At 62.6% G+C, this 22,194-nt stretch carries 22 protein-coding genes; 12 read left to right on the top strand and 10 right to left on the bottom strand.

Annotation, left to right across the window (positions count from 1 at the left end; genetic code table 11):
* Positions 1 to 71 precede the first annotated feature (71 nt).
* The gene (gene hisS, locus QMO82_RS27260; RefSeq protein WP_183605828.1) at positions 72 to 1,643 is read right to left on the bottom strand and encodes a histidine--tRNA ligase; all 1,572 of its coding nucleotides are present in this window, start codon (positions 1,641 to 1,643) and stop codon (positions 72 to 74) included.
* Between the two features lie 128 nt (positions 1,644 to 1,771).
* Here hisS and QMO82_RS27255 point away from each other — a divergent pair, with 128 nt between their 5' ends.
* From QMO82_RS27255 to QMO82_RS27240, 4 genes are all read left to right on the top strand, one after another.
* Entirely contained in the window at positions 1,772 to 2,533 is a 762-nt protein-coding gene (locus QMO82_RS27255) for a hypothetical protein (protein WP_183605827.1), read from the top strand.
* 79 nt (positions 2,534 to 2,612) lie between these two features.
* Complete coding sequence (locus QMO82_RS27250) at positions 2,613 to 2,978, top strand: hypothetical protein (RefSeq protein ID WP_183605826.1); 366 nt, start codon at positions 2,613 to 2,615, stop codon at positions 2,976 to 2,978.
* Between the two features lie 75 nt (positions 2,979 to 3,053).
* Positions 3,054 to 3,413 (top strand): DUF305 domain-containing protein, encoded by a 360-nt coding sequence (locus tag QMO82_RS27245; RefSeq protein WP_183605825.1) that lies wholly within the window; start codon positions 3,054 to 3,056, stop codon positions 3,411 to 3,413.
* A 203-nt stretch (positions 3,414 to 3,616) separates the two neighbouring features.
* Positions 3,617 to 5,449, top strand: coding sequence for a phospholipase D-like domain-containing protein (locus tag QMO82_RS27240; protein ID WP_183605824.1), 1,833 nt, complete (start codon positions 3,617 to 3,619; stop codon positions 5,447 to 5,449).
* Positions 5,450 to 5,542: 93 nt separating this feature from the next.
* Here the strand turns inward: QMO82_RS27240 and QMO82_RS27235 are convergent, their stop codons facing one another.
* On the bottom strand, positions 5,543 to 6,592 hold the full coding sequence (locus tag QMO82_RS27235) for an aldo/keto reductase (protein ID WP_183605823.1): 1,050 nt from the start codon (positions 6,590 to 6,592) through the stop codon (positions 5,543 to 5,545).
* A gap of 230 nt (positions 6,593 to 6,822) precedes the next feature.
* Here QMO82_RS27235 and QMO82_RS27230 point away from each other — a divergent pair, with 230 nt between their 5' ends.
* A complete protein-coding gene (locus QMO82_RS27230; protein ID WP_183605822.1) occupies positions 6,823 to 7,527 on the top strand; it encodes an HAD family hydrolase in 705 nt (234 codons plus the stop codon).
* A gap of 10 nt (positions 7,528 to 7,537) precedes the next feature.
* Here QMO82_RS27230 and QMO82_RS27225 read toward each other — a convergent pair whose 3' ends face one another.
* Positions 7,538 to 8,041, bottom strand: a complete 504-nt coding sequence (locus QMO82_RS27225) for a hypothetical protein (RefSeq protein ID WP_183605821.1) — start codon at positions 8,039 to 8,041, stop codon at positions 7,538 to 7,540.
* Positions 8,038 to 8,667, bottom strand: coding sequence for a DNA-3-methyladenine glycosylase I (locus QMO82_RS27220; protein WP_183605820.1), 630 nt, complete (start codon positions 8,665 to 8,667; stop codon positions 8,038 to 8,040). Before QMO82_RS27220 ends, QMO82_RS27225 begins: the two co-directional genes overlap by 4 nt.
* A 249-nt stretch (positions 8,668 to 8,916) precedes the next feature.
* On the opposite strand from QMO82_RS27220, the gene QMO82_RS27215 reads away from it, so the two are divergent.
* The 3 genes from QMO82_RS27215 to QMO82_RS27205 all read left to right on the top strand — a co-directional run bounded on the left by QMO82_RS27215 (position 8,917) and on the right by QMO82_RS27205 (position 11,291).
* Complete coding sequence (locus QMO82_RS27215; RefSeq protein WP_125843865.1) at positions 8,917 to 9,666, top strand: L,D-transpeptidase; 750 nt, start codon at positions 8,917 to 8,919, stop codon at positions 9,664 to 9,666.
* Positions 9,667 to 9,802: 136 nt separating this feature from the next.
* A complete protein-coding gene (locus tag QMO82_RS27210; RefSeq protein WP_183605819.1) occupies positions 9,803 to 10,495 on the top strand; it encodes a L,D-transpeptidase in 693 nt (230 codons plus the stop codon).
* Between the two features lie 121 nt (positions 10,496 to 10,616).
* A complete protein-coding gene (locus QMO82_RS27205) occupies positions 10,617 to 11,291 on the top strand; it encodes an outer membrane protein (protein WP_183605818.1) in 675 nt (224 codons plus the stop codon).
* Positions 11,292 to 11,312: 21 nt separating this feature from the next.
* Here QMO82_RS27205 and QMO82_RS27200 read toward each other — a convergent pair whose 3' ends face one another.
* Genes QMO82_RS27200 through QMO82_RS27185 form a run of 4 tightly spaced genes read right to left on the bottom strand, consistent with a single transcriptional unit; the run spans position 11,313 to position 15,796 of the window.
* The gene (locus QMO82_RS27200) at positions 11,313 to 11,753 is read right to left on the bottom strand and encodes a hypothetical protein (RefSeq protein WP_183605817.1); all 441 of its coding nucleotides are present in this window, start codon (positions 11,751 to 11,753) and stop codon (positions 11,313 to 11,315) included.
* A gap of 43 nt (positions 11,754 to 11,796) precedes the next feature.
* The gene (gene glcF, locus QMO82_RS27195; protein WP_183605816.1) at positions 11,797 to 13,107 is read right to left on the bottom strand and encodes a glycolate oxidase subunit GlcF; all 1,311 of its coding nucleotides are present in this window, start codon (positions 13,105 to 13,107) and stop codon (positions 11,797 to 11,799) included.
* Between the two features lie 53 nt (positions 13,108 to 13,160).
* Positions 13,161 to 14,360, bottom strand: coding sequence for a glycolate oxidase subunit GlcE (gene glcE / locus QMO82_RS27190; RefSeq protein WP_183605815.1), 1,200 nt, complete (start codon positions 14,358 to 14,360; stop codon positions 13,161 to 13,163).
* Positions 14,357 to 15,796 (bottom strand): FAD-linked oxidase C-terminal domain-containing protein, encoded by a 1,440-nt coding sequence (locus tag QMO82_RS27185; protein WP_183605814.1) that lies wholly within the window; start codon positions 15,794 to 15,796, stop codon positions 14,357 to 14,359. Before QMO82_RS27185 ends, glcE begins: the two co-directional genes overlap by 4 nt.
* Before the next feature lie 161 nt (positions 15,797 to 15,957).
* On the opposite strand from QMO82_RS27185, the gene QMO82_RS27180 reads away from it, so the two are divergent.
* Positions 15,958 to 16,854 (top strand): LysR family transcriptional regulator, encoded by an 897-nt coding sequence (locus QMO82_RS27180; protein WP_183605813.1) that lies wholly within the window; start codon positions 15,958 to 15,960, stop codon positions 16,852 to 16,854.
* 15 nt (positions 16,855 to 16,869) lie between these two features.
* Here QMO82_RS27180 and QMO82_RS27175 read toward each other — a convergent pair whose 3' ends face one another.
* Positions 16,870 to 18,027: an adenosylhomocysteinase gene (locus tag QMO82_RS27175; RefSeq protein WP_183605812.1), complete on the bottom strand. Its 1,158-nt coding sequence runs from the start codon at positions 18,025 to 18,027 to the stop codon at positions 16,870 to 16,872.
* Between the two features lie 97 nt (positions 18,028 to 18,124).
* Positions 18,125 to 19,003 (bottom strand): LysR substrate-binding domain-containing protein, encoded by an 879-nt coding sequence (locus QMO82_RS27170; protein ID WP_183605811.1) that lies wholly within the window; start codon positions 19,001 to 19,003, stop codon positions 18,125 to 18,127.
* A gap of 265 nt (positions 19,004 to 19,268) precedes the next feature.
* On the opposite strand from QMO82_RS27170, the gene QMO82_RS27165 reads away from it, so the two are divergent.
* The 3 genes from QMO82_RS27165 (at position 19,269) to QMO82_RS27155 (ending at position 22,104) form a co-directional block, all read left to right on the top strand.
* Positions 19,269 to 19,790: an NUDIX hydrolase gene (locus QMO82_RS27165; RefSeq protein ID WP_183605810.1), complete on the top strand. Its 522-nt coding sequence runs from the start codon at positions 19,269 to 19,271 to the stop codon at positions 19,788 to 19,790.
* A gap of 63 nt (positions 19,791 to 19,853) precedes the next feature.
* Positions 19,854 to 21,350: an inorganic phosphate transporter gene (locus QMO82_RS27160; RefSeq protein WP_183605809.1), complete on the top strand. Its 1,497-nt coding sequence runs from the start codon at positions 19,854 to 19,856 to the stop codon at positions 21,348 to 21,350.
* A gap of 16 nt (positions 21,351 to 21,366) precedes the next feature.
* Positions 21,367 to 22,104 (top strand): 16S rRNA (uracil(1498)-N(3))-methyltransferase, encoded by a 738-nt coding sequence (locus tag QMO82_RS27155; RefSeq protein WP_183605808.1) that lies wholly within the window; start codon positions 21,367 to 21,369, stop codon positions 22,102 to 22,104.
* Positions 22,105 to 22,194 lie beyond the last annotated feature (90 nt).

Genomic DNA, 22,194 nt, shown 5'->3' with positions numbered 1-22,194 from the left:
TTCTGCCGTGGCGCCCCCTCATCCGACCCTTCGGGCCACCTTCTCCCCGAGGGGCGAAGGGGAGATCTCTCTCAAATGTCGTCATCTGTGTCACCGGCTTGAGCGGGATCATATGAAGTTTCGAAACCGGAGCTAGCCCTTTTCCGATCCTCGGCCTGCGCGGCAAGGATTTCCTTCACCTTGGCGACGAGGTCGGCTTCCGGCGCCGTCGCCTGCGCCACACGCGCCTCGCGCCAGCTGGCATTGTCCTCGATCTCGCCGGAGAGCCGCTTGCCTTCGATCAGATCCTTGATCTGCACGACACCTTCGGCGCGCTCGTCGCCGCCCTGGATGATGGCGACGGGGCAGCCGCGGCGGTCGGCATATTTCAGCTGGTTACCGAATTTCTTCCAGTTGCCCTGGAACATCTCGGCGCGGATGCCGGCGGCGCGCAATTGCTGCGTCATCTTCTGATAACGGCCCATCGCCTCGACATCGCCGTCCATGACGGTGACCAACACCGGCTCGATGACGTCGCTGGCACCGAGCTTGCCGAGGTTCTTCAGCGCCGTCATCAGGCGGGAGACGCCGATCGAGAAGCCCGTCGCCGGAACCGGCTGACCCATAAAGCGGGAGACAAGACCGTCATAACGGCCGCCGCCGCCGACCGAACCGAAGACGACCTTTTCACCCTTTTCATTGGTGACGTCGAAGGAGAGTTCGGCCTCGTAGACCGGGCCGGTATAATATTCGAGGCCACGGACGACGGAGGGATCGATCTTGATGCGGTCGGAGCCGTAACCGGCGCTGGTGACCAGCGCACCAATGAAATTCAGCTCCTCGACGCCTTCACCGCCCCTGGAGGTTCCGGCAACGAGCTCAGCCAGGCGCCCGGCGCTTTCGGCATAATTCTTGATGCCGACGAAAAACAGCACCTTGTCGATCTGCTCCTGGTTGAGCCCGGCACCCTTGGTGAAGTCGCCGGATTCATCCTTTCGACCGGGACCGAGCAGCAATGCCACACCTTCCGGGCCGAACTTGTCGAGCTTGTCGATGGCGCGCAGCACGTTGAGCCGCTGGCCGGCCTTGTCGTCGCCGCCGAGGCCGATCGCCTCCAGCACGCCATCCAGAACCTTGCGGTTGTTGACGCGGATGACATAGTCGCCACGCTTGATACCGAGGGCTTCCAGTGTGTCGGCCATCATCATGCACATTTCGGCATCGGCCTGGACACCAGGTGCGCCGACGGTATCGGCATCGAACTGCATGAACTGGCGGAAGCGGCCGGGACCCGGCTTCTCGTTGCGGAAGACGTAACCGGCGCGATAGGTGCGGTAGGGCAGCTGGATCTCGTTGAAATTCTCGGCGACATGGCGGGCGAGCGGCGCCGTCAGGTCGTAGCGCAGCGACATCCATTGCTCGTCATCGTCCTGCAGCGAGAAAACACCCTCGTTCGGCCGGTCGCTGTCGGGCAGGAACTTGCCGAGCGCATCGGTATATTCGAACAGCGGCGTTTCCACAGGATCGAAACCATAATGCTCATAGACTTCCCGGATCTTTGCCGTCATCTCGTTGACGGCGCGGATATCGGCGGCCGTCCGGTCGACGAAGCCGCGCGGCAGGCGGGCCTTGAGCTTTTGCGGTTTCTTCTGCTTGTCGTTCATTTCCGGCAATTCCGCTGACTGTGACAGTGGCGGTTTCCTAGCGGATTGGGCGGGGAGCGGCAAGGGCGAAGGGTCTTGAAGCCGCAAGCAGAATCGATTGAAGCAGAGGCGTCTATCAGAATGCGGATATGCTCATGATCACCGAGGCGCTTCTCTATGCCGCGACAATGCCTCTCACCGGCAAGCCGCATCGAAAATTCATCCGCTATTCCGTCAATCTCTGGTCGCGGGCCGGACGCTGTGCGGTGGATTGGGCCGAACATGAGGAGATGAGCCGTAATGCGATCCGCACGGCTGCGGCCGACCTCCGGCAGAAGCGGACAGCCGTCGTGCTCGGTTCCGGCCTGCTGCGGGATGTGCCGATCGAAGACCTGGCGAAAAGCTTCGACACCGTCGTTCTGGTCGATCTCGTTCATCTCGCCTCGGTGCGCCTGTGGCTCGCGGCCAAGACCTATCGCAATACTAGGCTGATCGAGCGCGATCTCTCCGGCTATGACGCGATCGCGGCCGGCCGTGAGCCCGAACCGTTCGGCTTCCTGCGCTCGGTGCCCTATCTCGATTTCGTGGTTTCGGCCAATCTCCTGTCGCAGATCGGCCGCGGTGTAAAACGGCGCTATGAGGCCGAGACCGGCCGCTTGCCTGAAGATACCGTGGAAAGACTGATCGCGGCGCATCTCACCGGACTTTCCGAGCTGCCCTGCCGCGGTTGCCTGGTGACCGACATCGCCTATGCCGTCATCGACCGCAATGGCAAGACGCATGAGGAGGCCGACCTGCTGCACGGCGTTTTGCCGCCGCCGGCAAAGGCGGCTTGGACATGGCCGGTCGCGCCGCTCGGCGAGGAGAGCCGGGACTATCGGATCGAGCACAAGGTCATTGCCGCCTGGTGAGAGGCATAACGATGCCGTCACCGAATGTTCGCCGTCAGCCGGATTGGCTTACGCCCGGCATTCACTTATATGAAACATCATGCGCACGCTCGCTTTCATCACGATGGTTCTCGGCTGGCTGGTCTATAGCGCCATGTCCGCATGGGCGGGCTGTCCGACATGCGCGTCGATGAGTGCGCCGGTCGCCGTCGAAAACGGTATGCACCATGAAATGGCCGGCATGGATAGGCCTGGGGCGGCAGGCAAGGCCGATCCGATGAAAGACCCCTGCGCCAGCGGCAACGCAGCGCATATGCCGGTTTGCGCCGCCTGTCTTCTGCTGCCGCCGACGGTGACGGTCACGGATGGCGGACAGTCCGTTTTCGGCTATCCTGCCCCAGCACCTGCCCGCGCCCTGGATGACGACAAGCCGACACCGCAGGCGCCCCCTCCCCGACTGTCCTGACACCCTAGCAATCCATGCCAATCGGGTGGCTCAGCCACCCGGCAAACCTATTGTCAGACAGAGGAAGGAACTCTCATGTCTCTGAAAATCATCGCCCTCACCGCAATGCTTACTGTCGTTGCCACTCCCGTCCTTGCCGAAGACAAGCCCATGGACATGAGCAAGCCGATGGGCAGCCACGATACGGCGAGCCATGCCTTCAGTGAGGCGAACGACAAGATGCACAAGGATATGATGATCGAATATACAGGCGATCCCGATGTCGATTTCGTCCGCGGCATGATCCCTCACCATCAAGGTGCGATCGATGTGGCGAAGATCGAGCTTCAATACGGCAAGGACCCAGACATCCGCAAGCTCGCCGAAGCGGTGATCAAGGCGCAGGAAGCGGAGATCACCGAGATGAACGCCTGGCTCAAGGCCCACGGCAAGTAACCGATCTCAGATGAAAAGGGGAACGCCAGATCTATCAGGCGTTCCCAGATGGCTGATAAAGTCGGCAATTGACTCATCGCTTTTGATATTTAAAGTTGCACTCAGGGATGGTTCCCAGCCCGCATCCGCACCATTCTCTGCGCATTTCATTCACCGCATATCTCGCCTGTTGCATTCTCGAGTCCCAACGGAGGCTGCTCACAATGCGTGTCCATGCATTTTCTCCTGACAATAAGCTGCAGGTTTTTGCCGTCGCCGGAACGAAGGCGATCCTGCTGGCGATGAATATGGATGAAGGCCTTCTGCAGGGCTTTCACGGTTTTGCCTTTCGCCGCCGCGTCGCGGATGGACAGTGGGAATGGCTGACCGGCCTCAAGGTGTTCGTGGACCTGTTTCCAGAGGGCGGTCCGGTCATCAAGAAGGGCAAGGTCGGGCGCTTTCCCACCAACCAACATCCGATCCAGAGCTTTCTGTGGAGCGATTACCGCGCCTCACCGGGCACGAAATACGAATTCGAGATCTCGGCCATGTTCGGCCCGATCGCCAAGCTGGAGGCGCGCTACACGGCCACGCTTGCCATCACCACCGAACAAAACGACGACGGCAAGCACGGCATCTGGTTCAATCTCGGCGCCATCGCCAGCCAGGCCTTTGCCGAAAAATTCGGGAACAAGCCGCTGTCGGATGCGGAGTACAACGATCCCGATAACAAGGAGGTCGCGTTTCTGTCGCGCGGCCTGCTGGAAGCCTGCATCGAATTCATCAGGGAAACGCCTGCAGGCGATGCGCTGCGCATCGTCGCCTACGAATTCACCTTCAAGCGCATATTGCTGGAGCTGAAGGCGGCGCTGGAGCGCGGGGTCGACGTCAGGATCGTCTATCACGCCACCAAGGCGAACGGGGATGCAATTGCCGATGCGAAACTGCCTGAGAATTGGAAGGGAGAGCAGATCCTTTTCAAGCGGACGCGGCCGCAGACACCGCACAACAAGTTCATCGTCAGGCTGAAGAAAGGAAAAATTCCGGTCTCCGTTTGGACCGGTTCCACCAATTTCACGCCCTCGGGTTTTCTCGGGCAGACGAATGTCGGCCACAAGGTCACCGACGGCGACATGGCGAAAAACTATCTGCAGCTCTGGGAGGGGTTGAAGGCCGACCCTGATGATTTCGACGCGACTGAGGCGGCCATGGCGTTGACGCCCAATCCGGCCAATGCCGTCGGGACGGGAACGACACTGGTCTTTTCCCCGCGGCCGAGCCCCAAGATGCTCGACTGGTACGGTCATCGCGCCGCCGATGCAGTCAATGCGGTGATGTTCACGGCAGCCTTCAAAGTGGACGAACGAATCCTCAGCGCGCTCGCCGACACCGACACGTCGATGCGCTTCATTCTTCTCGAACAGCCGCCGAGCGCGGAAGTCCAGGCTGCCAGGAAGGCCAATCCGGCCGATCTCGAACTGTCCTACGGAGCGATCCTTGGAAAGACGAAGATGCTCACCGAGGAGCGAACCGGCCGTGACGCGACGGGCAAAAAGGTGACGAAGATCGTTCCGATCCCGAACTTCAAGATCGAGAAGTGGTTCCTGAAGGAAGAGCTGGAACGCCAGTCCGGCGACGGCTTCGTCTTTTACGTCCACACCAAGTTCCTGCTGGTCGATCCCTTCTCGGACGATCCCCTGGTGTGCACCGGATCGGCCAATTTCTCCGGTGCGTCGCTGACAGCAAACGACGAGAATATGCTGCTGATCCGCGGCGACACGCGTGTTGCCGATATCTATCTCACCGAATACGACCGCGTCTTCCGCCACTTCTATTCCCGCGACGTCATCAACGACATCGCCAAGAAGGGCGGCCCGGTGAACGTCGGCAAACTGGATCCCACCGACAAGTGGTGGCAGCCATATTATGACGACAAGCTCGCCAAGTCGCACAAGCGCCGCATGTTCTTCGAAGATCCGAAAAAACATTGGGTCGAGAGTGCCGCTGAGGACGGGAATGTTTTTGCCAAGGAAAAGGCGCTGAAAAAGCCTCAGTAGATTGCGGCCCCTTCATCTGCCTGCACCTCTGCAAGCAGATGAAGGGGCAGCCATTCGCATGACCCGGACGGGCGTGGCACAACGCCGATGATGTCAGTCCTTCGCCTCGAAATCGGCCGGGCGGCGGCCGGCGCCTTGCCGCGACAGCATCCAGCCCGGATATTCAGGGGCAAGGGCGCTCACCTCGTCGAGCCTCTTCAAATCGTCTTCATCGAGCTTCAGCTTGACGGCGGCTAGATTCTGGTCGAGCTGGTCGACCCGCTTGGCGCCGATGATGACCGTCGTGACGAAAGGCTTGGCGAGGATATAGGCGAGCGCCACGGTGGCGACGCTGGCGCCGTGTTTTTCGGCGACCTCGCGCATGACGGCGACGCAGGCCCAGGCCCTGTCCTTGTCGACGGGCGGGAAGTCGAAACTGGCGCGGCGGCCCTCGCCGTTGCCGGGCGCGCCCGGACCGTATTTGCCGGAGAGCAGACCGCCGGCGAGCGGCGACCAGACCATCAGGCCAAGCTTTTCCTCCTGCATCATCGGCACGATGTCGCGCTCGAGATCGCGGCCGGCGATGGAATAATAGGCCTGCACGGTTTCGAAACGGGCAAAGCCGCGGCGTTCGGAGAGGCCGAGCGCCTTGGAAATACGCCAAGCCTGCCAGTTGGAGACGCCGATATAGCGCACGAGACCGCGGGAAACGAGATCGTCAAGAGCGCGCAGCGTCTCCTCGATCGGCGTCACCGTATCGGTCGCGTGGATCTGGTAGAGATCGATATGATCGGTCTGCAGGCGCTGCAGGCTCGCCTCGACGGAATCCATGATGTGGCCGCGCGAGGCGCCGCGGTCGTTGGGCTTGTCGCCCATGACGCCGTAGACCTTGGTGGCGATGACCACGTCCTTGCGGGGCACGTCGAGGTTCTTCAGCGCCTGGCCGAGCAGCCTTTCGGACTCGCCGGATGAATAGACGTCGGCCGTATCGATGAAATTGACGCCTGCGCCAAGCGAGCGCTCGACGATCCGGTCGGCGGCATCCTGATCGACATCGGCGATGGCGCCCCACATGCTGCCCTGTTTGGCTTCGCCGAAGGTCATGGTGCCCAGGCAGATTTCCGAGACGAAAAGTCCCGTATTTCCGAGTTGATTGTAACGCATGGTCGAAAAAATCCTTTGTGTCTGCCGCAAGAGGCTTGCGAACCGCTGAACTTCATTTTTTGATTATTAGCCTGCGCGTGACAGGCACAGCCGTGGCTGGCTGCAGGGTGAGGCAGGTTCGATGTAGTGCGGCGCCGGAGCTTTTCAACGCCGTCTTGCCGCGCAGGCGACGCCCTTGTCTCGACACAGGCGGCCGGTAGATTGCCGGCCTGATTTCGAGAGGTACGCATATGGCGACGCGACCACTGACCACGATCGGCTTCGATGCCGACGATACGCTTTGGCAGAACGAACAATATTACCGGCTGACGGAAGCGCATTTCACCAGCCTGCTTGCCGATTTCGCCGAAGGACCGAAGATTTCCGAACGGCTGCTGGAAGCCGAGAAACGCAACCTTCGCCACTATGGCTTCGGCATCAAGGGTTTCACACTGTCAATGATCGAAACGGCGATCGAGATCACCGAGGGCAAGGTGCCCGCAGGCGTGATCGCCAAGATCCTCGATACCGGCCGCGACCTGCTCTCCCATCCGGTCGAGACCATGCCACATGTGCGCGACACGCTGGAGGGGCTTGCCGGCAAATATCTGCTTGTGATGATCACCAAGGGCGATCTGTTCGATCAGGAGCGCAAGCTCGCCCAATCCGGGCTCGGCGATTTCTTCGATGCGGTCGAGATCGTCTCCGACAAAACAGCCGTCACCTACCGCCGCATCTTCGCCAAGGTCGGGGACGGGCCGGAGCGGGCGATGATGGTCGGCAATTCGCTGAAATCGGACATCGTGCCGGCAATCGCCGCCGGCAGCTACGGCGTCTTCGTGCCGCACGAACTCACCTGGGTGCTGGAACATGTCGACGAACCGACGGAGGCGCCGCGGTTCCGCAAGATCGGCCATCTCGGCGAATTGCGCGACCTGATCGACCGGCTCGCTTAAGATTTTTATCTCATTGCTTGGCGGGCGCCTTCGGAAACAGCGATGGGCGCTCCGGCTCGGCCGGCTTTTGCGGCGGCGGCGGGGCGGCCGCCAAGGGCTCGATCAGGACGCTGAAGGGGGCGCCGAGGCCGCGGCGCGGCGAGACCTTGGAATAATAGGGACGCAGCAGCCAGGTGGTATTTTCCTTGACCGTCGTCTCGAAGCTCGTGCCGTCCTCGTCGGTGCCGAAAAAGGCCTCGTCATCCGGCTTCGACAGGTCGAAGATCGCCAGGAAGGCGAACTTGCTCTTCGTCGCAAAGCTGATTTTCACGTGCTGGCCGGCGCGCACCGGCAGCGTATAGACATGGCTGTTGCCGAACTTCGTCCAGCCCTGCAGCTGCATGGTGACGGCCGGGAACTGCAGCTTCTCCAGTTTCTCGCCGGGATCGAGCTGCGGCGTCTGCGCCATGGCGGGGACCGTCAGGAGGAGCAGGGCAGCGGCTGTTATCAATGTTCTCACGGATAGATCTTTCATGGGCGAACCAGGGCGGCGCGCATCGCCTCGACCTCGGCCCGGCAGTAACAGCCCTCCAGATGATCGTTGACGAGGCCCATCGCCTGCATGAAGGCATAAACTGTAGTCGGGCCGACAAAGGTCCAGCCGCGCTTCTTCAGATCCTTCGAAATGACCACGGATGTCGGGGTCGTCGGATTGGCGACGATATGATCGCGGTCGACGATCGCCGGCCTTTCGTTGTGGCCGGGCTCGTAGCGCCAGAAGTAATGGGCGAGCGAGCCGAATTCGTCCCGGAGCGCGATCGCGCGCTTGGCGTTGTTGATCGTGGAGACGATCTTGCCGCGATGGCGGATGATGCCGGCATCTGCAAGGCAGCGAGCGATATCTTCCTCGCCGAAGAGGGCGACCTTCTCGAAGTCGAAGGCGGCGAAGGCGGCGCGGAAGTTCTCACGCTTGCGCAGGATGGTCAGCCAGGAAAGGCCCGACTGGAAGCCCTCGAGGCAGATCTTCTCGAAGAGGCGGATGTCGTCGGTGACGGGGCGGCCCCATTCCTCGTCGTGATAGCGGAGATAATCCGGCAGATTGGCGTGCCAGTGGCAGCGGCTCCTGCCGTCCTCGCCGATGATGATGCCTGTCGCGCTCATGTCCGCTTCATTCTCCGGCGTCCGCTTCGTTCTCCGGTCATGATTCCGGCTTTACCATTTGCAAACCGTCTTTCCAAACCGAACGGTAACCCTGACGAAAAGTTTATTCGACCGGTCGGCTTTTCATGATTCGATCTTTACCATTCGCTGGCGGATAGGATGGCAGCGTCTTTGCGGGCGGGAACATCTCCGCCCGGGGCAGACATGCTCCGCCAGCACATTTTCGGTCATTTGTAGAGAGTTCGTCCGATGATGAAACACCTTGTTCTTGCCGCTGCCCTCGTCGGCATCTTCTCCACGACGGCCATGGCGGACGATCGCTATGCCACCCGTCCGCCGGTCGTGCTCAGCCCCGATCTGACCGCGCCATGGATCAACCAGCTCGGCGGCGGCACGGTTCGTCCCGTCGTCTACCAGCGTCCTGTCGTCCAGACGCAGCAGCGCGGCCTTTTCCAGCGCCGCATCATCCGCCAGGCGCCGCAGGTTGCGCCGCAGACCGTTTCGGCGATCAATCCAGGCATCCCCTCGATCCGCCATCCGATCGAGCCGCAGTTCCTGCCGCAGATCGTGGATTACGACACCCAGGAAAAGCCCGGCACGATCGTCATCGATACCAACAACCGCTTCCTCTATCTGGTGATGGAAGGCGGCAAGGCGCGGCGCTACGGCGTCGGCGTCGGCAAGCCTGGCTTCGAGTGGGCAGGCGCCCACAAGATTACTCGCAAGACGGAATGGCCGGACTGGACGCCGCCGTCCGAAATGGTCAGCCGTGAAGCCGCCAAGGGTCACTACCTGCCGGCACGCATGGACGGCGGCCCGGAAAACCCGCTCGGCGCGCGTGCCATGTATCTCGGCTCGACGCTCTACCGTATCCACGGCACCAACGCGCCCTGGTCGATCGGCAGCGCCGTTTCCTCCGGCTGCATTCGCCTGCGCAACGAAGATGTCGTCGATCTCTACGACCGCGTCAGCGTCGGGACCCGCGTCATCGTCATGTAACGGCGGCACAGTATTTTGGGAGCCGCAAGAACAGGCGGCTCCTTTCCCCAAAAATTCTGTATCCGTCAGCACCGATCTTGAATCGGGCAGAAGTTCATGTAGCTTCGAGCGGATTTTTGCTTGAGGGGAATCGACCATGATCAAATTGATGCCAGGTCTGGCTGCGGCCGGACTTGTCCTGTCCTTGATGTCTGCGTCCGCCTTTGCCGCACCCGCCGGCTCCACTCCTGACAACGCACAGCGCCCGACGCAGATCGTGCGTGTGGCGCAGATGCCGAAATACGTGAAGCCGGAGTTCAAGCGCAAGAAAGTGCGCCTGGTGACGACGGAAGTGGCCGGCACCGTGATCATCGATACCAACAACAAGTATCTCTACCTCGTCGAAGGCAACAACCGCGCCACCCGCTACGGCATCGGTGTCGGCCGCGACGGCTTCGGCTGGTCGGGTGTCGTCAAGATCGGCCGCAAGGCCGAATGGCCGGACTGGACGCCGCCGTCCGAGATGCGCCGACGCGAAGCCGCCAAGGGGCACATCATCCCCGCGTTCCAGGAAGGCGGCGAGGACAATCCGCTCGGCGCGCGCGCCATGTATCTCTACCAGGGCGGCCGCGACACCATCTTCCGCATCCACGGCACCAACCAGCCCTGGACGATCGGCCTCAACATGTCTTCCGGCTGCATCCGCATGATGAACGAAGATGTGACGCATCTATACGACCGCGCGCCTGTCGGCACCAAGGTGATCGTCATCGGCCCCGGCAACAAGCAGGGCAAGGTTGCCTTCGAAGACAGGGGCATCGATGTGCTGCGCACGCTATTTGGCGGCTGAGCAACACTTAAGAAAAAAACGAAAGGCGCTCTTCGAGGCGCCTTTTCTTTTCCTTAGACTTTGCGGCGGAAAGCTGGCACACCTGCCTTAGAGTCGACATATTGCAATCTGGGGTTATTCGATGACATCTGCGCTGCGTTCTTCCGCTTCCCTGCTTGCGGGCATCGCGTTTTTCACCATCTGTTCGGCAGCCTCCGCCTCGGCGGAAGACCTGCAGTTCTCCATCTACGGTGGCTATCAGACGGCACCGCACAGCGGGGTCGATCTCTCCGACGGCACGCATTTCACCGCCGGCTGGGAAGGCAAGTCCTTCGGCAGCCCGCCTTACTACGGCGGCCGCGTCACCTGGTGGCTCGAGAACTTCAACAAGCCGAACTGGGGTATCTCGCTCGATTACACCCATGACAAGGTCTATGCCGACGACGATACGCTGGCCAAAACCGGCTGGTCGCATTTCGAATTCACCGACGGCCTCAACCTGCTCACGGTGAACGGGCTCTACCGTTTCCAGGATCCGACCCGCCGCTGGACGCCTTATCTCGGCGCCGGTATCGGCGTGAACATTCCGCATGTCGAAGTGATTCGTCCCGAGGGCAAGACCTGGGCCTATGAATTCGGCGGCGTGACGCTGCAGGCGCAGGCCGGCGTCGATTTCAAGGTGACCGATCGCTGGTCGACCTTTGTCGAATACAAGGGCACCTATTCGCGCGTCGACGTTCCGATCGACAGCGGCGTCGACCTGAAGACCAACATCTTCACCAATGCCGTCAATGTCGGCGTATCATTCCACTGGTAATCGAGAATATCGGCTGCGGCGCTATTTGGTGCCGCAGCTGACCTTGCCCTCGACGGCATAGGGTTTGTCCCCGCCTGCGATCGTCAGGGAATAGGTGCCGGTGAAATTGGCAACCGGCTTGCCGCGTTCGCCGGCAACGACGACCAGATCCAGCGTTGCTCCGCCGGTATCGTCACCGCCGCCGTCAAAGACCTCCATAAGCAGTTCGCCGTCGCGCGACCAGTGATTGGTCAGATGCTGCGATTCGAAAACACGCTTTCCGAATACGGTCGATTGGGCCTCATCCTTGACGATCAACGCGCCGCGGAAATGGTTGAGCTTGTGGCCGGCATCGCTTTCGAAACCGCTTTCGAGCGTGAAGCGTGCTTCCTTGTCATCGGCGGAACAGAAATAACGGCTGTTTGCATGGGCGGTGCCTGCCGCACCGAGCAGTCCCGCAAGCACAATCATTCCCCGCCACATCGCCTAAAACTCCCGAGACCGGCCCGACGGGCCTTCGCAAGCTTCAGCCTAACGGCAAACCTGTTAATTTTTCCGGCACAGCGCCGCCATAAGCCCAATCGAGAAGCTCGACCGTATGTACGATCGGAATGCCGGTGCCGGTAGCAATCTGGGTGATGCAGCCGATATTGCCAGTGGCGATGACATCGGCCTTGGTGGCCTCGATGTTCTTGACCTTGCGCGCCTTCAGCGCCGCCGAGATCTCCGGCTGCATGATGTTGTAGGTGCCGGCAGAGCCGCAGCAAAGATGGCCTTCGGCGGGATCGCGCACGGCAAAACCCGCCGCTTTCAGCAATTGCTTCGGCGCCAGGGTGATCCTCTGCCCGTGCTGCATGGAACAGGCGGAATGATAGGCAACCGTGACGCCCTTCGGCATGTGCGCCGGCAGGTCGAGGGTTGCGAGATATTCGGTGACGTCCTTGGCGAGCGCCGAGACCCTGGCCGCCTTTGCAGCATAGGCGGGGTCGAGGCGCAGCATGTGGCCGTAATCCTTGATCGTCGTGCCGCAGCCGGAGGCGGTGATGATGATCGCGTCGAGGCCCTGCCCGTCGATCTCGCGCGTCCAGATATCGACATTGGCCCGCGCGCTGGCGAGCGCCTGTTCGGCACGGCCCATGTGATGGACCAGCGAACCGCAGCAGACCTCGCCTTCCGGCAGCACGACCTCGACGCCGAGCCGGGTCAGCAGCCGGATCGCCGCCGCGTTGATGCCGGGATCGAGCACCGGCTGGGCGCAGCCGGAAAGGATCGCCACCCGGCCGCGCCGTTCGGTCTCGGGCGGGTAGCTGCCCGGTTTTGCGAAAGCCGAAGCGGCGGGGATGCGACGCGGCGCAAGCGCCAGCATGGCGGCGAAAGGTTTCAGCGCGGCCCGTCGCATCAGGCCGGCGAAGGGCCGGCCGAGGCGGGCGAGATTGAGCGCCAGGCGGAAACGGCCGGGATAGGGCAGCACGGCGGCCAGGATGGCGCGCGTCAGCCGGTTCATCAGCGGGCGTTTATAGGTTTTTTCGATATGGGCGCGGGCGTGATCAACCAGATGCATGTAGTCGACACCCGAGGGACAGGTGGTGACACAGGCAAGGCAGGAGAGACAGCGGTCGATATGAGTGACGACTTCGGCATCGGCGGCCCGCCCGTTTTCCAGCATGTCCTTGATCAGGTAGATGCGGCCGCGCGGGCTGTCGAGCTCGTTGCCGAGGGTGACATAGGTGGGACAGGTGGCGGTGCAGAAACCGCAATGAACGCATTTGCGCAGAATCTGCTCGGATTCGGCAACATCGGGATCGAGGAGCTGGGTCAGGGTGAAGTTGGTTTGCATTTAGAGAGACCTCCGCTTTTGGAGGATGTCGAGGGTTGTGCTCATTTTCTCCCTCACCCCATCTTCCCCGGATTGAAGATCCCGGCCGGATCGAACTTCTCCTTCACCCGCCGCGACAGCATCGCCACCGCCTCGGGCTCGGGATGGAAGGCAGCGGTGACCGCCCTCGCCGCAACCGATGCACGGATCAGCGTCGCATGGCCGCCGCCGAGCGCCTTGATGAAGCGGCGGACCAGCTCGGCTTCGGGACCGGCCTCCATGCGCATCCAGACGAGGCCGCCCTGCCAGTCGTAGAAGGCGTCGACGCCGGCTTCGAGGCGGAGGGCTGCGACCAGCCGATGGCCGGTGCCGGGGGCGACAGAGACGCGCCAGACCGGCCGCGCGGTGCCGTCGGCATAAGGCAGCACATCGCGGATTTCCTGCCACAGCCTGCGGCTTTCCGGCTGTTCCAGCCGCGTGACCGTCGCAAAGGCCGACATCGCCGCCGCAAGCTTTTCGACGCGGACGTCGACCGAGCCGGCCAGGCCTTCGATGCGGAGCACCGTCGCCTCGCCCTCGGGCAATGTGCCGGCGAGGAATTTCCAGGTCACCGTCAAAGGCAGATGAGCGGCACTGGAGATTTCGACCGGCAGCGCCATTGCCGCCGCCATGGCGTTTGCGGCTTCGGCGTCGTTGAGGCCGGAGAGAACCACCGTCCGTTCGGTCTTCGCTGACGGCGGCACACGGAAGGTGACTTCGGTGAGAAAACCCAGCGTGCCATGCGAGCCGGCGATCAGCTTGACGAGATCGAGGCCGGTGACATTCTTCATCACCCGGCCGCCGGCCTTGATGATCTCGCCCTTGCCGTTGACGAAGCGCACACCGAGCAGGCTGTCGCGCGCCGCACCGGCGATGAGCCGGCGCGGGCCGGAGACATTGGCGGCGAAGACGCCCCCAATGGTCGGCTCGCCCGATGTGCCCATCACCGGGCGATGATCCATCGGCTCGAAAGCGAGCATCTGGCCGCTCTCCTGAAGTGCCGCCTCGACCTCGGCAAGCGGCGTGCCCGCTCGCGCGGTCATGACCATCTCTCCGGGATTATAGGCGACGATGCCGGAAAGCCCGGTCGAGCGCAGCCGCTCCTCTGTGATCATGTCGTTGCCGAAGCCCGAGCGGCTATCGCCGCCGCAAATCGCCAGCGGCCGGCCGCTTTCCGCATGGGCGCGGACGATTGCCGCCACCTCTTCCTCGCTCGTCGGCATCAGATCGATCATGCGGCGGGGCGCCCTTCGAGCGGGAAGACCTTCGACGGGTTGAGGAGCCAGCCGGGATCGAAGGCGGCGCGCACCGCCATCTGCTGGGCGAGATCGGCCTCAGAATATTGGTGGCGCATCAGGTCGCGCTTCTCGATGCCGACGCCATGTTCGCCGGTGAGGCAGCCGCCCGCGTCGACGCAGAGCTTCAGGATATCGTTGCCGGCCGCCTCGGCGCGGGCGGCATCCTCCGGATCATTGGCGTTGAAGAGGATCAGCGGGTGCATATTGCCGTCGCCGGCATGGAAGACGTTGGCGACGCGCAGGCCGTAATGATCGACGATCTCGGCGGTTCGTTTCAGCACGTGGGAGAGCTGGCTGAGCGGCACGGTGCCATCCATGCAGATATAGTCGGCGATGCGGCCGGTGGCGCCGAAGGCGGATTTGCGCCCCTTCCAGATCAGCGCCGCCTCGGTTGCCGACTGGCACTCGCGCACCGTCTTCACAGCATGCCGGCGGGCGATCGCCACGATGTCCTTCAGCGTCGCGTCCATCTCCGCTTCCGACCCCTCGACCTCGACGATCAGCAACGCGCCGACATCGAGCGGGTATCCGGCATGAGCGAAGGCATCGCAGATCTCGATTGCCGGCTTGTCCATGAATTCGATCGCAACCGGGATGATGCCGGCGGCGATGACATCGGCAACGCAGGCGCCGGCCTCCTCCGAACTCTCGAAGCCGAAGAGCACGGGGCGGGCGCCTTCCGGCTTGGCGATCAGCCGCACCGTCGCCTCGGTCACGATGCCGAGCTGGCCTTCGTGGCCGCAGACGAGGCCGAGCAGGTCATAACCCGCCGCATCCAGCGCCTTGCCGCCAAGCTCGATCACCGTGCCGTCGACCAACACCATCCTGACGCCGAGCAGATTGTTGGTGGTGACGCCGTATTTCAGGCAGTGGGCGCCGCCGGAATTCATGCCGATATTGCCGCCGATGGTGCAGGCGAGCTGCGAACTCGGATCGGGCGCATAGAAAAAGCCGTCCGCGGAGACGGATTCAGAAATATTGAGATTGGTGACGCCGGCCTGGACCACGGCGACCCGGTTCGGCAGATCGATTTCGAGGATAGCGTTCATCTTCGACAGGCCGAGCACCACGGCATCTTCCTGCGGAATGGCGCCGCCGGAGAGCGAGGTGCCGGCGCCCCGCGGCACGACGGGAATGCCATAGCGGTGGCAATAACGCATGACGGCCGAAACCTCGGCCGTGGTGCGCGGCAAGGCGACGGCGAGCGGCAGGCGACGGTAGGAGACGAAGGCGTCGGTCTCGAACGGCACCAGTTCGCGCGCCTCGTGCACCAGGCATTCCGCCGGCAGAAGATCGGTCAGGTCGGTGACGATCTGAGCCCGGCGCGCCAGGACATCGGCGCGGGGGCTGAGAAACGAAATGGCGTCGGACATGGCGCTCTCCCTGGCCCTGACGAGGGGGAATGACAGCGGGAAGATGACAGCGGAAACCGGCCGCGAACCTCCCTGCCGCCGATAGACCGGCTTAGCACTTTCCCGAAAGTGGCGCAAATGCTAAGCACTTATGCAAAAAGGGGAAAAAGTCGCAAAACCTTATGACCAATCTGGGTGATCTCGAAATCTTTGCCAAGGTCGTTTCAACGGGAAGCATGTCGCTCGCCGGGCGGGCGCTCGGCTTTTCCCCGGCCGTCGTCTCCAAACGGATCAAGCGGCTGGAGGACCGGCTGGGCACCCGGCTTCTGCAGCGCACGACGCGGCAGATCTCGCTGACGGAAGCCGGACAGGGCTTCTACGACCGCGTTCTCGGCATTCTCGCCGGGCTGGAGGAGGCAGAATTTTATATCTCAGGCCGCTCGGCGCAGATGCACGGCACGCTGAAGATCTCGGCGCCGACCTCCTTCGGGCGCATACACATCGCGCCGCATCTGAAGGATTTCATGGAGGCGCATCCGGAGCTTGCGATCAACCTGGTGCTGACCGACGAATTCAGCGACATCGTCGGCGGCGGTTTCGATCTGGCGATCCGCATCGCCGAACTCACCGATTCGAGCCTCGTCGCCCGCCGTCTGGCGCCGGTACGCCGGCTGCTCTGCGCCTCGCCGGACTACCTTGCAGCGCATGGCGAGCCGAAACATATCGACGAGCTGAAACACCACCGTTGCCTGCCGGCCCACAATAACGACACCTGGCGGCTGAACGGGCCGGACGGGGCGCTGAGTCTCAGGCCGGAAGGCATGCTGATCACCAATTCCAGCGAAGTGATCCGCGAGGCTGTCATCGCCGGCCTTGGGATCGCGCTGCGCTCGACCTGGGATATCGGCGAAGAGCTCAAGAGTGGCCGGCTGGTGCAGGTGCTGCCGGCCTATGAAGGCTCGCACAATGTCGCGCTGTCGGCCGTCTATCCCAGCCGGCAATTCCTGCCAGCCAAGGTGCGGCTGTTCATCGACTATCTGACAGAGCTTTATGGTCCTGTCCCCTACTGGGAGCGATGATAACAGGCGCAGGGTTCAGCGTGAGAGATCGAGATAGGCCTTCGCCACTATCGCGTCGATAGCCCTGGGCACAGGCACGACGCAGGATTCAGGGCCAGCCTCGCCCTTGGCGATACGTTCCAGGCAGCGGGCCTGAAGGGTGAAGCCGAGATCCATCGACTCGACGGTATTGCCGAGCGGCCGCGGGCCGGCGAGGTTGGCCATGTGTCCGCCGCCGAGCACATGGAAGGAGCGGCCGTCGCTCAGGTGGAAGGTCTCGATATGATCGGCCTCGTAGCGATGGATGCCGGTGACATCGGGGTGGCGGCGAAAAGCCTCGACATCGATCTCCTGCGGGAAATGGCCGCCATTCATCAGGATCGCGCCGTCCTTGACGAGCGGCAGGTCGGCTGCCGTCACGATGCCGGCAAAACCGGTGACGGTGACGATGATGTCGGCCGAGCGGATCGCTGCGTCGCGCAGCGGCGTGACGAAACCGTCGAGGTGGGCTTCGAGCGTCGTCACCGGATCGATATCGACGACGCTGACTGACGAAAAGGCATTGCGAAAACAGGCGGCCGTGCCCTTGCCGCAGGCGCCGTAGCCGAAGACCGTCACGCGTTTGCCATTGGTGGAGCGATTGGTGAAACGCAGGTAGCTTTCGAACAGGCTCTGGCCGACGGCATGCCTGTTTTCGGCGAACTGCTTGATCGGGCTGTCATTGATGACGAGGATCGGCATGTTCAGGCGCTCGCGCAGCGGCGCCAGACGGGTGCGGCCCGAGGTGGTCTCCTCGGTGCCGCCGCGGAGATTGGCATAGGGCTTTTCCGCCGCGATGGCGAAGAGATCGCCGCCATTGTCGAGCAGCAGATCCGGCTTTTCTGTGATGACCGCCTCTAAGCTCTGATGATGGGCGGCAGGATCGGTCGTCTGTGTCGCAAAGACCGCGATGCCCTGGGAACGCAGGAACTCGACCGTCGAGGGCTGAGTACTGTTGAGATTGCCCGTGCAGACGAGACGCGCGCCGCCGGCGCGCAGCGTCATCAGCAGCGCCACCGTCTTCGGCTCCAGATGGATGCCGGTGCCGATCGACAGACCCTCGAAAGGACGTGTGCGCTCGAATTCGGCGGCCGTCGCCGTGAGCAGCCGGCAGCCGGTGCCGATCCAGTCGATGCGGGTTGCGGTCTTTTCCATTAACTCTTTCCTGTTTGCGTATCCGGCTGTTTTTAACGGAGCAACAGGGCTGCGAATATGGAAGTAATTCTGGCCAAGGGGCAGAAATTCTGCCCTTTCAAGCCGATATCCCGCAACGAAGCAGCCAGCCGGACAGAGCCGCAAAGGCCGGTCGTTTCGCGTCCGGCGCGCGGCAGCAGAGGCTGTAGCCCGACGGGCGGGAGATGAAGCCGTAGGGGGCGACCAGACGCCCGCGTTGAAGATCGTCTTCGATCGAGGCGCGCGGCGCAAGCGCGACGCCAAGCCCGGAGCGGGCAGCACCCAGCGCCAGCAGCAGATCCTCGAATTCCTGGACGCGGGAAAAAGTGACCGGCGGTGTGCCGCTTTCGACAAACCATTCGTCCCAGAGCTTCGGAACGCTGCGGCTGGCGAGCATCGTCAGCGCGGCCATCGATGCAGGGTCGCTTGAGAGTGTTGCGGCAAGCGCTGCAGTCACGACCGGGCCGAATTCGTCCTCCATGAAACGCAGAGCGGTAATTCCTGCGGCCGGCCGGTATTCGCCGCCCATGATCACCGCGTCCAATTCCGGGTGGATCTGCAGCGGCTCGGCCACGGCCATCGGCACGATGTCGACCGCCGTGTCGCCGAGGCTTGCCTGCATGTCGGTGACGCGCGGCATGAGCCACCAGACCGCGAAGGCAGAGGGCACGCCGAGCCGGATGCGGTCCGGCACCTTGCCTTCGAGCTCCGAAGCGGCGCGCTGCAGAATGTCGAAAGCAGCGCCCGCGGCGGCGGCGAAAGCGCTGGCCTGGACGGTCGGCACCAGCCTGCGGCCGTCACGCGTAAAGAGCTTGCGGCCAACGTGATTCTCCAGCGTGGCGATCTGCTGGCGTACGGCGCCGCGCACCACGTTCAGCTCTTCGGCGGCCTTCAGAATGCTGCCGTGACGGCAGACGGCCTCGAAGGCGCGGATGGCATTGAGCGGTGGAAGGCGCATGATTACCACAATCGGAAACGATAGTGGATCACTTGATCTTGCCATTGAACGAAAGGCAAGTCCGCGCCATATTGTACAGCTGTGCAACGTGGCGCATTCGAGACATCACATGACGGATTTTCCGAACCTGTCTGGCCTCGATTCCCCTATGAACGGCGATCGAATCGCGTTTCGGATCGTCCCGTGGCTCTTTTGGATTGTGTAGGCTTTTCGTGATACACGTATATGAGTGATTCCTAAAACCACTGCGAAGGTGACCCGACAATTGACTCTTCTCGCCCGACTGGCATCCGATGTGCAACTGATGTTCCGGCGCCCGCCGCGCCAACAGTATGGTGCGATCTGCTATCGGGTAAAGAAGAAGAGCGGTGACGTCGAAGTGCTGCTGATGACGAGCCGCGATACCGGCCGCTGGGTCATTCCCAAGGGCTGGCCGATGACCGGCAAATGCGCCCATGAGGTCGCCGCACAGGAAGCTCTTGAGGAAGCCGGCGTCCGCGGCGCGGTCGAGACGGACACGCTCGGTGCTTACAGCTATTCGAAAGTGCTGCGCGACGGAGTGCAGGTGGTCTGCAAGGTGCAGGTCTATGCGCTCGAAGTCACCGACATGGCGAAGAACTTCAAGGAAAAGGGCGAACGCACCATCGAATGGGTATCGTTCGACGAGGCGGCCGGGCGCGTGCGCGAACCTGAACTCCGTCACCTTTTCCTCGCCTTCAAGAAGAAGATGACCGACAGGCTATCGGCAAAGCGCATTCCGGCGACCAAACAAATTCCGGCGGAATGAATCCTGCCATCTTGCGGTGCTAGAAAAGCAGCGTAGAAGCAGATTTCATACCTCGGGAAAAGAATGCCGGCACGTCCCACAGTCCTCACGAAACGCACGCTCGACAAGGACCTCGACAAGATCACCCATGCCGAGGACGCGGCGAAGCATGTTTTGCGGCGGCTGGTTGCGCCTGGTCTCGGGCTGATCTTCGTCGGTCTCGCCATGTTGTTTGCCGGTGTCTACGTGTTCGACCGGCCGGGAGCGGTGCTCGTCGTGGCGGCAGCAGCCCTTGCCGGCTACATGGCGATGAACATCGGCGCCAATGACGTGACCAACAATGTGGGTGCCGCCGTCGGCGCGCGCGCCATGACGATGGGCCAGGCGCTGGTCATCGCGGCGATTTTCGAAATCCTCGGCGCCACGGTCGCCGGCAGCGAGGTCGTCAAGACGATCTCCTCCAGCATCGTCGATGCGGTCCAGGTGCCGCCGGTGACGCTCGGCTGGATCATGATGGCGGCGCTGATGGCGGCGGCCCTCTGGATCAACCTCGCCACCTGGATGAACGCGCCGGTTTCCACCACCCATGCGATCGTCGGGGCGGTGATCGGCGCCGGCATCTCGGCCGTCGGGCCGGAGCCGGTGAACTGGCGGGTGATGCTGGAGATCACCTCGAGCTGGATCACCTCGCCGCTGATCGGCGGGCTGATCGCCGCCGGGCTGCTTTATCTCGTCAAGACGCTGATCATCTATCGCGACGACAAGGTCGCGGCGGCGCGGCGCTGGGTGCCGGTGCTGGTCGCGGTGATGGCGGGCGGCTTCATGGCCTATATGGTGCTGCAGCTGTCGCCCACCGGCAAATTTCCGTCTTTCACCATCCTCCTCATCGGCATCGGCATCGGGCTGGTCAGCTGGCTTGCCGCCCGGCCGCTCGTTCTCGCCCAGGCGCGGGATCTCGAAAACCGCAACAGCTCGCTGCGGGTGCTGTTCCGGTTGCCGCTGATCGGCTCTGCGGCGCTGCTGTCCTTCGCGCATGGCGCCAACGACGTTTCGAACGCGGTCGGGCCGCTGTCGGCGATCGTCCATTCGGTCGGAATCGGCGGCGACGCCATCGGACATCCGCCGCTCTGGGTGATGCTGATCGGCGCCTTCGGCATCTCCGTCGGCCTGCTGCTGTTCGGCCCCCGCCTCATCCGCCTCGTCGGCGAGGAGATCACCAAACTCAATCCGATGCGGGCCTATTGCGTCGCGCTGTCGACCGCCTTCACCGTCATCGTCGCCTCCTGGCTCGGCCTGCCGGTCAGCACCACGCATATCGCCGTCGGCTCCGTCTTCGGCGTCGGCTTCTTCCGCGAATGGTACACGCGCCATTCGAAGCGCCGCATCGCCTATATCAGGCGCAAGGCCGAGAGCTTCGATATCGACGAGCCGGAGGAACCGAACATTCACGAGACGCGGCGGCGCTATCTCGTGCGCCGTTCGCATTTCATGACGATCGTCGCTGCCTGGATCGTCACCGTGCCGGTTTCGGGAGCGCTTGCGGCCATGATTTATTGGGTTATGTTCGCGCTCTTCGTCTGAAACCCCGAGTTTTCGAATGCGCGCCAATTTCCGCATGCAACGGCTTTTCGTCGACGCGCCGCTTTCCCGCGGTGCCGCCTTCGAGGCGAGTGCCGATCAGTTCAACTATCTCGCCAATGTGCTGCGACTGGAGGCAGGCGCGGAGATCCTGCTCTTCAACGGCCGCGACGGCGAGTGGAAGGCCGCCCTGTCCTTCCCCACGCGCAAACGCATCCTCCTGACGGCAATCGAAGAGACGCGACCGCAGCCCGCGCCCTCAGACCTGCATTATCTCTTTGCGCCGCTCAAGGTCGGCCGCCTGGATTATCTGGTGCAGAAGGCAGTCGAAATGGGCGCCGGCCTGCTGCAGCCGGTGATGACCCAGCACGTCCAGGGCAAGATCACCAATCTCGACAAGCTGCGCGCCAATGTCGTCGAGGCGGCGGAGCAATGCGGCATTCTCGGCATACCCGAGGTGGCCGAGCCGGTGAGGCTTCTCGACTTGCTCGACCGCTGGCCGAAGGAGCGCCGCATCATCTATTGCGACGAGGGCGATGCCGGCCAGAACCCGCTGCCGGTGCTGTCGGCGATCAGGGAAAGGCACCTCGCGCTGCTGGTCGGGCCGGAAGGCGGCTTTTCGGAAGAGGAACGGGCACGGCTTCGAAGCCTCGATTTCGTCACCGCCATTCCGCTCGGACCACGCATCCTCCGGGCCGATACCGCAGCCGTTGCGGCGCTGGCGGTGGTGCAGGCGGCGATCGGCGACTGGAATTAGCTCGAAAACGGGTTGACATCGAAATCGCTGCTATTTTTTTGATGCGTCGTTGAAAGAATTTCACTTGCAACAGACGTGGCTTGGGTCCTA

This window comes from Rhizobium sp. BT04, from assembly GCF_030053135.1.
GTDB lineage: Bacteria > Pseudomonadota > Alphaproteobacteria > Rhizobiales > Rhizobiaceae > Rhizobium > Rhizobium binxianense.
Note: the sequence above shows the minus strand (reverse complement) of the source record. Positions and strands in the feature narration are given on the sequence as shown.

Coding starts and splice junctions, on each gene's coding strand:
- hisS (WP_183605828.1), bottom strand. CDS start 1,643: ATGAACGACAAGCAGAAGAAACCGCAAAAGCTCAAGGCCCGCCTGCCG.
- QMO82_RS27225 (WP_183605821.1), bottom strand. CDS start 8,041: ATGAAAGATCTATCCGTGAGAACATTGATAACAGCCGCTGCCCTGCTC.
- QMO82_RS27155 (WP_183605808.1), top strand. CDS start 21,367: ATGCGCGCCAATTTCCGCATGCAACGGCTTTTCGTCGACGCGCCGCTT.
- QMO82_RS27185 (WP_183605814.1), bottom strand. CDS start 15,796: ATGTCCGACGCCATTTCGTTTCTCAGCCCCCGCGCCGATGTCCTGGCG.
- QMO82_RS27255 (WP_183605827.1), top strand. CDS start 1,772: ATGCTCATGATCACCGAGGCGCTTCTCTATGCCGCGACAATGCCTCTC.
- QMO82_RS27180 (WP_183605813.1), top strand. CDS start 15,958: ATGACCAATCTGGGTGATCTCGAAATCTTTGCCAAGGTCGTTTCAACG.
- QMO82_RS27210 (WP_183605819.1), top strand. CDS start 9,803: ATGATCAAATTGATGCCAGGTCTGGCTGCGGCCGGACTTGTCCTGTCC.
- QMO82_RS27205 (WP_183605818.1), top strand. CDS start 10,617: ATGACATCTGCGCTGCGTTCTTCCGCTTCCCTGCTTGCGGGCATCGCG.
- QMO82_RS27240 (WP_183605824.1), top strand. CDS start 3,617: ATGCGTGTCCATGCATTTTCTCCTGACAATAAGCTGCAGGTTTTTGCC.
- glcF (WP_183605816.1), bottom strand. CDS start 13,107: ATGCAAACCAACTTCACCCTGACCCAGCTCCTCGATCCCGATGTTGCC.
- QMO82_RS27200 (WP_183605817.1), bottom strand. CDS start 11,753: ATGTGGCGGGGAATGATTGTGCTTGCGGGACTGCTCGGTGCGGCAGGC.
- QMO82_RS27250 (WP_183605826.1), top strand. CDS start 2,613: ATGCGCACGCTCGCTTTCATCACGATGGTTCTCGGCTGGCTGGTCTAT.
- QMO82_RS27245 (WP_183605825.1), top strand. CDS start 3,054: ATGTCTCTGAAAATCATCGCCCTCACCGCAATGCTTACTGTCGTTGCC.
- QMO82_RS27230 (WP_183605822.1), top strand. CDS start 6,823: ATGGCGACGCGACCACTGACCACGATCGGCTTCGATGCCGACGATACG.
- QMO82_RS27220 (WP_183605820.1), bottom strand. CDS start 8,667: ATGAGCGCGACAGGCATCATCATCGGCGAGGACGGCAGGAGCCGCTGC.
- QMO82_RS27175 (WP_183605812.1), bottom strand. CDS start 18,027: ATGGAAAAGACCGCAACCCGCATCGACTGGATCGGCACCGGCTGCCGG.
- QMO82_RS27235 (WP_183605823.1), bottom strand. CDS start 6,592: ATGCGTTACAATCAACTCGGAAATACGGGACTTTTCGTCTCGGAAATC.
- glcE (WP_183605815.1), bottom strand. CDS start 14,360: ATGATCGATCTGATGCCGACGAGCGAGGAAGAGGTGGCGGCAATCGTC.
- QMO82_RS27160 (WP_183605809.1), top strand. CDS start 19,854: ATGCCGGCACGTCCCACAGTCCTCACGAAACGCACGCTCGACAAGGAC.
- QMO82_RS27170 (WP_183605811.1), bottom strand. CDS start 19,003: ATGCGCCTTCCACCGCTCAATGCCATCCGCGCCTTCGAGGCCGTCTGC.
- QMO82_RS27215 (WP_125843865.1), top strand. CDS start 8,917: ATGATGAAACACCTTGTTCTTGCCGCTGCCCTCGTCGGCATCTTCTCC.